Source organism: Actinoplanes subtropicus (assembly GCF_000721705.1).
In the GTDB taxonomy this organism is placed as follows: Bacteria; Actinomycetota; Actinomycetes; order Mycobacteriales; family Micromonosporaceae; genus Actinoplanes; species Actinoplanes subtropicus.
This window is the reverse complement of record NZ_JOJL01000139.1, coordinates 1-901: the sequence shown is the minus strand read 5'-3', so window position 1 is coordinate 901 and position 901 is coordinate 1. Positions and strand designations below refer to the sequence as shown.

The 901-nt window shown below is 68.0% G+C and carries 1 protein-coding gene; it reads right to left on the bottom strand.

The genetic code is table 11. The features are described from left to right. Window positions 1–676: 676 nt before the first annotated feature. The gene (locus IH26_RS61045) at window positions 677–814 is read right to left on the bottom strand and encodes a hypothetical protein (protein WP_157437915.1); all 138 of its coding nucleotides are present in this window, start codon (window positions 812–814) and stop codon (window positions 677–679) included. Window positions 815–901: the final 87 nt, after the last annotated feature.

Here is a 901-nt window from a genome sequence, read left to right as displayed (position 1 = left end):
CGGAAATCCTCGGAGTACTTCGAAGGGCGGGGCACCGGAACATCCTTCCCCCAGACCACTGTCTGGTTTCAGGGTGTCCGGCTCAAGGGTGGAACTTCAACCCACGAAACAGCCACCCACGAAACAGCCACCCAGGGAACAGCGACCCACGCAACAGGGAGCGGCGGAACAGCGACCGGCGGAACGCCGACCCGAGGAACGCGGCGATCGCCGCATGCGGATCGGTGTGGGACGGAATCGCCCCATCGGTCCGAGGTTCGACGTGTGAGGGAACGAGAAAGCTGGGGACCGCGCGTGCCCGACTGAGGCAGCTCGAGACTCAGCGGGCGCGGGGCGCCGGTCACAGGGCAGGCGTCTTCCCGCCGGTCGTGCGGGAGCTGAGCGCGGCGACGATGTGGCCGCGTTCCGCCGGCTCTGCCAATCCGGGGCCTTCTTCATCTGCACCGCGCGGAACGCCAGGAACGCGAACGTCACGCTGACTCCATCCAACGTCCCTGGGACCAGGTACTGCCAGCCGGCATCCCAACCCAGCACGCTCGACCGAACGAGACCAGACCGTGCAATGAGCCGGCCAGCACAATCGCCCAGAACAACCCGGCCGGGATCATCGCGGCCACCGTCGACGCTGTATCCCGCGACCGCCCCGCCGGCGACCAACGGCGGGTCAGCGACCCGCTCACCAGCCCGCCGCATCCGCCGCCCCCGACCACGTCAGCACCGTGGCGACCAGATTGGCCACCGCCACCGTCGTCCACACCCCGCCGGGCAGATGCCCGGCGTCAGGCACGATCGTGCTCCAGGTCTGAAGTTCCACCCCGGGACCGGACACCGGAGTTTCATGCCGCGAGGGCGATGGGTGGACGATAGCAGATACGTGCTTCGCGTGGTGTCTGGTAATTCG